General features: G+C 49.5%; 7 protein-coding genes. All 7 read left to right on the forward strand.

Translation table 11 applies throughout. The features are described 5' to 3' along the window. Positions 1–138 precede the first annotated feature (138 nt). Positions 139–618 carry a TRAP transporter small permease gene (locus FHS77_RS15320; RefSeq protein WP_184224797.1) on the forward strand — a complete coding sequence of 160 codons (480 nt, stop codon included), beginning with the start codon at positions 139–141 and terminating at the stop codon, positions 616–618. 58 nt (positions 619–676) lie between these two features. Then, positions 677–1672, forward strand: coding sequence for an ABC transporter substrate-binding protein (locus FHS77_RS15325; protein WP_184224798.1), 996 nt, complete (start codon positions 677–679; stop codon positions 1670–1672). A gap of 126 nt (positions 1673–1798) precedes the next feature. Beyond that, positions 1799–2629: a p-hydroxycinnamoyl CoA hydratase/lyase gene (locus FHS77_RS15330; protein ID WP_184224799.1), complete on the forward strand. Its 831-nt coding sequence runs from the start codon at positions 1799–1801 to the stop codon at positions 2627–2629. 2 nt (positions 2630–2631) lie between these two features. Beyond that, positions 2632–3786, forward strand: a complete 1155-nt coding sequence (locus FHS77_RS15335) for a CaiB/BaiF CoA transferase family protein (RefSeq protein WP_246431379.1) — start codon at positions 2632–2634, stop codon at positions 3784–3786. Positions 3787–3848: 62 nt separating this feature from the next. After that, positions 3849–5003, forward strand: a complete 1155-nt coding sequence (locus FHS77_RS15340) for an acyl-CoA dehydrogenase family protein (protein WP_184224800.1) — start codon at positions 3849–3851, stop codon at positions 5001–5003. 30 nt (positions 5004–5033) lie between these two features. Next, positions 5034–5816, forward strand: coding sequence for an FAA hydrolase family protein (locus FHS77_RS15345; protein ID WP_184224801.1), 783 nt, complete (start codon positions 5034–5036; stop codon positions 5814–5816). Between the two features lie 7 nt (positions 5817–5823). After that, on the forward strand, positions 5824–6603 hold the full coding sequence (locus tag FHS77_RS15350) for an HpcH/HpaI aldolase family protein (RefSeq protein ID WP_210307167.1): 780 nt from the start codon (positions 5824–5826) through the stop codon (positions 6601–6603). Positions 6604–6724 lie beyond the last annotated feature (121 nt).

Genomic DNA, 6724 nt, shown 5'->3' on the forward strand with positions numbered 1-6724 from the left:
CTGCTGAGGCGTGGATTTATATCGCAAATATCCGCATGCTCACAAGGCGCATCGCAAGATCATGATAAAAATGAATTCTTTATGAGTCAGCCTCTGAGATCGCGACCTATCTGCCCTCTCAAATGAGGGGAGCATGACATGTTAAAGATTTTGAACCGCCTTAATCAGGTGTTCGCACTGGTCGGATCTGTCGGATACATGTTCGCCATCGTCTTTACCTTGATCGATGTGGTCGGCCGGATGATTGGCATGACTTTTGTCTATGGCACGATCGACATTGTTTTAATTTCCATGGTTTTAGCAGGCTCTTTTGCTGTGCCGATGGCTGAGTGGGATGGCGTTCATGTCAAAGTAGACCCGCTTTCGGCTTGGATGCCGACCAAACTTCGGCTGAGCGCCGATCGTTTCTGGCGCTCTTTATCGGGCATATTACTGGCTGTTATCAGCTGGTGCGCGCTTTCTGAAGCAATGGATGCGCATGCCTATGGGGATGTTATGTCCTCGATCAGGATCAGTGTAGCCGTTCTCGGCATCCTGATTTTTGCCGGCTTTGGTCTCGGCGCAATTACGGCGTTGTTATCAGTCACTTTACCGGGATGGCACAGTAAGGACCAATAAAACTGGTGAGTGCAATCCTAGCTTAACTTCACTTTTCGAGACATACTGGAATATTATTATGGCTAAAGTTCAACTCTCTATTGCCACCTGGGATTATGATCGTGTCCGGCCGCTTATCGACGGTCGCGTGAAAGTGGAGGGATGTGAGATTACCTATCTCCCGATGACCGTCGAAGAATGTTTTCAACGGGCCTATCTTCACGGTGAGTTTGATGTCACGGAACTTGGATTTTCACCCTTTCTAATCGGGCGCTCGCGCGGAGCGATGGAATATGAAGCAATTCCGGTTTTTCTGTCTCGGATGTTTCGCCATTCGGCAATCTATATTCGTAAAGACCGCGGCATTCTTCGTCCGGAGGATCTGCGCGGTAAACGTGTAGGTGTGCCTGAATATCAGATGTCCGCTGCGCTCTGGGCGCGAGGGATGATACAAGATGATCACGGCGTCAGGCCTGATGAAATGACTTGGATCCAAGGTGGACTGGAAGTTCCGGGGCGACGCGAAAAGTTCCCATTAAATCTGCCTGATAGTTTTCCGCTGGAGGCTGCACCTGCTGGTCGCTCGCTATCGAAAATGCTTGAGGATGGAGAACTTGACGCGATTTTCAGTGCCCGCGCTCCTTCATGTTTTTCAGTTCATTCGCCGAGTATCGGTCGGCTATTTCCAGATTATAAACGCGCTGAAATGGATTATTACCGACGGTGCGGTGTTTTCCCGATTATGCATGCGCTGGGGCTGCGCAAAACTCTTGTCGAACGCCATCCGTGGTTGCCGGTTAGTTTGTATAAAGCTTTTGCTGCCGCACGGGATATTGCCGAGCAGGATTTACGCGAAGTCGCAGCCCTTAAAACGATGCTTCCGTGGCTTGGAGCCGATCTGGAGCAGACGGAAAAGGTGATGGGACGGAATTTTTGGACTTATGGTGTTGAAGCCAATGCCAAAACATTGGATTTGATGTTTCGTTACTCCTACGAGCAAGGGCTAGCGGTTCGTCTTATGACGGCCGAGGATGTTTTCATACCAAGTACGCTTGATGATAGCATTCATGTCTGAATGCAAAAATTATCGGATTGCGCTTGATTAAATCATAAAGAACAATAGTCTGTACTATAGATTAAATGATGGTGGTGGAGGACTATCAATATGAATAATCAAAATAAAATCAAAACGGAGGGAAAAATGGACTTTGATAAATTGCAGGCTGTAAAAGTTGAACGGCAGGGCGGCATTACATTTGTTATCCTTAATCGTCCTGAAAAACGCAATGCCATGAGCCCGCAGCTACATTTTGAGATGGTCGAGGTGCTCAAAGAATTAGCTGAAGATGAAGAAACGAAAGTGCTGGTTCTGACCGGTGCAGGTGAAAGCTGGTGTGCAGGACAAGATATCAAACTGTTCTTCCGCGAGCTGGATGATAAGCCTAAAGAGCGCCATCTTGCTCGATTGGCAAATCACGAATGGCGCTGGACGCTGCTCAGCTCTTTCCCGAAACCGACAATTGCCATGGTCAATGGCTATTGCTTTGGTGGTGCATTTGTTCAACTTTTTGCTTGCGATTTTGCAATAGCAGCTGATGAAGCGCAATTTGGTTTGTCGGAAGTAAATTGGGGGATTTTGCCTGGTGGTCTGGTCGGCAAGGTGATTGTCGATGGTCTGTCTTATCGGGACGCCGTTTGGTATTCGATGACTGGAGATTCTTTTGACGGCAAAAAGGCTGCAGAAATCAAGCTCATAAATAAGTCTGTCCCAGCTGTTGATTTACGTGCTGCAACGGTTGAACTGGCTGAAACTCTGGCACGTAAAAATCCACAAACTTTGCGAACCATTAAAGAAAGCCTGCGATTGGTACGGGGTATGAGCGTCGATCAGGCTGCCGATTATCTGTTGGCCAAAGAGCGCGAAATGCGTTTCATGGATACGGAATCCGGTCGTGCAGAAGCGATGAAACAGTTTCTCGACGACAAAACCTATCGCCCTGGCATGGGTGAATATCAGCGCGAAGAGTCCTGATCATGAATGTGTTGGGCGGGCTGAAAGTTATTGAACTGGGCAGTTTCATCACCGCCCCCTTTGCTTCATTGTTGTTGGCTGATCTTGGTGCGGATGTCATCAAGGTCGAGCCGCCGGAGGGGGATCCTTTCCGCTCATTCGGTACAGGGAAATACAGCCCTAATTTTGTGGGTTATAACCGTAATAAACGTAGTGTGGTCATTGATCTGAAGTCTGAGGGCGGGCGAGATGCAATAATGAATCTGGTTCGTGATGCGGATGTTCTGATTGAGAATTTTCGCCCCGGCGTCATGGAGCGCGCTGGCCTGGATTATGAGTGTCTGAAGGAGGCAAACCCACGCCTCGTTTATTGTGCAATCTCTGGATTTGCGCGCAACGGGCCGAACCGGGATAAACCAGCCTTCGATACAATCGGGCAGGCGATGAGCGGCCTGCTCGACCTAATGATTGATCCTGAAAATCCGGCAGTACGCGGGCCAACCATCTCGGATCAACTTGCAGGACTCTATGCAAGTTACGGTATTCTTGGTGCGCTTTATGAACGGCAAAATACTGGAAAAGGACGGCGCGTCGATGTTAATATGATCGAGGCAACCATGTCTTTCATGCCCGATGTTTTTGCTAGTCAGGATCAACAGGGTGTGGTTATGGAAACGCGCACGCGCGCGGCATATTCACAAGCCTATGTCATGGTCTGTGCTGATGGAAGAATTGTTGGTATTCAATTATCCTCACCAGAAAAGTTTTGGGTCAACCTGACTGAAGCGATTGAACGGCCGGATCTGCTTGAAAACCCGCTTTTCTCCAGCCGCATGAAGCGCATTGAAAATATCGAATTGCTGAACAAGCTTCTTGCTGAGGTGTTCTTGCAACGCCCCCGTGATGAGTGGATTGAAAGGCTGGTGAAGGCAGATGTGCCCCATGCGCCGGTTCACCGGATTGATGAGGTGGTTTCAGATCTTGAAATAACAGCTAGCAACAGCTTTTATGAGGTTGAGCATCCGGAAATGGGTCGGGTGCGCTGTATTCATCGCCCGGTATTGTTTGATGGTTTGCGCTTAGAAGGCACACCTCCTCCGGTTCTGGGAGAACATACCGAGGAAATACTCAAGATGGTAGCTGCCAGTGCGAAAGTCAGTGAGAACCAAAACACTTAAAAAGAGAGCTGTTACCAGAAATGCATTCGGGGACTTAGCCGTATTTGATTTATGGAGGAAACATGGATTTTCAACTTCCTGAAGAACTGAACCTTTTCCGGGAAACTCTACGTCGGTTTGTTGACCGTGAATTGATCCCTCATGAAGGCCAAACCATGGTGGATGGTCGTGTGACTGATCAAATGCACGCGTTGATATCGCAAAAAGCGCAAGACGCAGGCATCTGGATGCTTGAGGTTCCTGAAAAATATGGGGGACAGGAACTCGGGGCTCTCGCGCTGACTGTGTTCTGGGAAGAAATCAGCCGTACAACGGCTTTACCGCCGCGTGACCAAACTGTTTTTGGTCCGATGGTTGGGCCAATATTGCTTGGTCTGAATGGTGATCTTGCTGATCGCTATCTTTATCCGGTACTGCGTGGGGAAAAGAGGACTTGTTTTGCTCAGACGGAACCAGCTGCGGGCGCCGATCCTGCCGGAATTAAAACGAAAGCTATCCGCGAAGGCGATTTTTATCGGCTGAATGGATCAAAGCATTTCATTACTGATGCAGTTCGTGCTGATTTTGCCCAAGTGATCGTCTCAACCACGCCGGGCACGGGTGCTAAAGGGATATCTTGTCTGCTGGTGGATATGGCAACAGCCGGTGTCACATTAAGTCGACCTCAACAGACTATGATGGGTGAGCAAACACATGAAATTAATTTTGATGATGTTTTAGTTCCCGTTGAAAATCTTGTTGGTGGCGAAGGTCGTGGTTTTGCGTTGGCGCAAAGCTGGATCACACTGGGGCGAATTCGTCATGCGGCAAGAGCTTGTGGTGTTGCCGAACGCTGCCTTGAACTTGCAGCGATCCATGCCCGACAGCGTCAAACCTTTGGGGTTCCACTGTCCGAGCGGCAGATGGTGCAGCAAATGTTGGCAGATTCCTTCATCGAGTTACATGCCACACGGTTAATGATGCGTGCGGCCGCGCAAGGCTTAGACGATGGTCAAGACATTCGGCATCAGGCGTATATGTGCAAGATTTATGGCGATGAGATGAGTTTCCGCGTCGCAGATCGCTGTATGCAAATCCACGGCGCCCTTGGGCTGACACCCGACTTGCCCATTGAGCAATTCTGGCGTGACCAACGCGCTATGCGCATCACTGAAGGTCCGTCTGAGGTGCTTCGGGTTCAGGTGGCTAAATATGTACTGCAACATTATGCGGTTTGATTGTTAAAAAAAATGGGGAGGAATTAAAATATGCTCACTGAAGATGAACGCGCAACCTGCGTTGCAAACCTGCTGGAAAGTCATCGGACAAAAGTGCAGGGCAAACGTCCGTCTGAAATGTTTCCACATATCAAAATCGAAGATAGCTACGCGATTTCTTCAGCGGTAGCGGACGCTAAAGTTAAGGCAGGCGCTAGGGTGATTGGCCATAAAGTTGGCCTAACGTCGAGAGCGATGCAGGCTTCGTCTAAAATTGATGAGCCTGATTATGGTTATATGTTCGATGATTTGCTGCTAGCCGATGGCGCGAAAGTACCGTTTGACAGTTTTTGCGTCCCGCGTGTTGAACCGGAACTGACCTTTATTTTGAAAGACCGTCTCGTTGGGCCGAATATTGGTCTTGTTGATGTATTGCGCGCCACGGAGTGGATTGTTCCCTCGATTGAAATTATTGATGCTCGGGTTACAGAGCCACGTAAAATTTTTGACACTGTCGCCGATAATGGTGCGGCGGCAGGACTTGTATTAGGTGGGCGCCCGATGCGACCCGATGATGTGGATCTGCGCTGGGCAGGTGCAATATTTTACCGTAACTCGGATATTGAGGAAACAGGACTTGCAGCAGGTGTGCTTGGGCACCCTGCCATGGCGATTGCCTGGCTTGCTAATAAGTTAGCGCAGTTCGGCGATGGCCTTGAGCCGGGACAAATGATTTTATCAGGCAGTTTCACTCGTCCGGTTTGGGCAGCCAAGGGCGATACGCTTCACGCAGATTTTGGGCCACTCGGTTCAGTCGCTGTTCAATTCGTATGAGGTTTCTATGAGTATTTCCGCTCCGCGAAATGATTTCAAAAAACGACTGCTGCGCGGTGAAGCGCTGCATGGATTATGGCTTTCAATGGCTAGTCCGGTTGCGTCAGAAGCGCTGTCGCTTGTAGGTTTTGACTGGCTGTTGTTTGACACCGAACATGCAGCGATTGATCTGGCTTCGGTTCAACCTTTGCTACAGGCAGCAGCCGTTGGCAATGCTCATGCGGTCGTCCGGCCAGCATGGAATGATAAGGTGCTGATCAAGCGTGCGCTTGATATGGGTGCGCAGACTTTGTTGATCCCATTCGTAGAAACTGCAGCAGAGGCCGCTGCTGCTGTCGAAGCTTCGCGCTATCCTCCGCACGGTGTTCGGGGAGTGGCCGGTGGAACTCGTGCCAGCCGTTTTGGGCTAGCTCCTGATCATTTTCAAGTTGCAGATCAAGAGGTTTGTATTCTTGTGCAGCTTGAAACCATGGCAGCACTTGATCGCTTGGAAGAAATCGCTGCCATACCGGGCGTGGACGGCATATTTATCGGACCGTCGGATCTTTCTGCATCAATGGGCTTTCTTGGACAGGCAACCGCCCCTGAGGTTCAAGACGTGCTAGCAAAAACTGCCGGGCGTATTTATGCTTGTGGCAAAGCATCTGGTATTTTGGCGACCAATGGTGAACTTGCAAAGCGCTATCTGGACTGGGGTTATAATTTTGTCGCTGGAGCAGTGGAGCTGGGGTTAATGCTCAAAGCATCTCAAGGGCTGCTGGCTGATATGCGCACAACTAAAAGCTAGGATTTCAATCCTGATAATAGGAGGAGGGTTATGTCGCAAATTTTTCACTTCTGCTGAGCTATATCACTACCTGTGCGTATAATTGAGTGAGGCGGGAGCAGCTGATGGTCGAGTTCAAAGG

Origin of the sequence: Paenochrobactrum gallinarii, assembly GCF_014205685.1 — a bacterium.
Classification (GTDB): Bacteria; Pseudomonadota; Alphaproteobacteria; order Rhizobiales; family Rhizobiaceae; genus Paenochrobactrum; species Paenochrobactrum gallinarii.

What these genes read in the sequence shown, in the direction of transcription:
- FHS77_RS15320 (WP_184224797.1), top strand. Translation starts at nt 139, where the DNA reads ATGTTAAAGATTTTGAACCGCCTTAATCAGGTGTTCGCACTGGTCGGA.
- FHS77_RS15330 (WP_184224799.1), top strand. Translation starts at nt 1,799, where the DNA reads ATGGACTTTGATAAATTGCAGGCTGTAAAAGTTGAACGGCAGGGCGGC.
- FHS77_RS15345 (WP_184224801.1), top strand. Translation starts at nt 5,034, where the DNA reads ATGCTCACTGAAGATGAACGCGCAACCTGCGTTGCAAACCTGCTGGAA.
- FHS77_RS15325 (WP_184224798.1), top strand. Translation starts at nt 677, where the DNA reads ATGGCTAAAGTTCAACTCTCTATTGCCACCTGGGATTATGATCGTGTC.
- FHS77_RS15340 (WP_184224800.1), top strand. Translation starts at nt 3,849, where the DNA reads ATGGATTTTCAACTTCCTGAAGAACTGAACCTTTTCCGGGAAACTCTA.
- FHS77_RS15350 (WP_210307167.1), top strand. Translation starts at nt 5,824, where the DNA reads ATGAGTATTTCCGCTCCGCGAAATGATTTCAAAAAACGACTGCTGCGC.
- FHS77_RS15335 (WP_246431379.1), top strand. Translation starts at nt 2,632, where the DNA reads ATGAATGTGTTGGGCGGGCTGAAAGTTATTGAACTGGGCAGTTTCATC.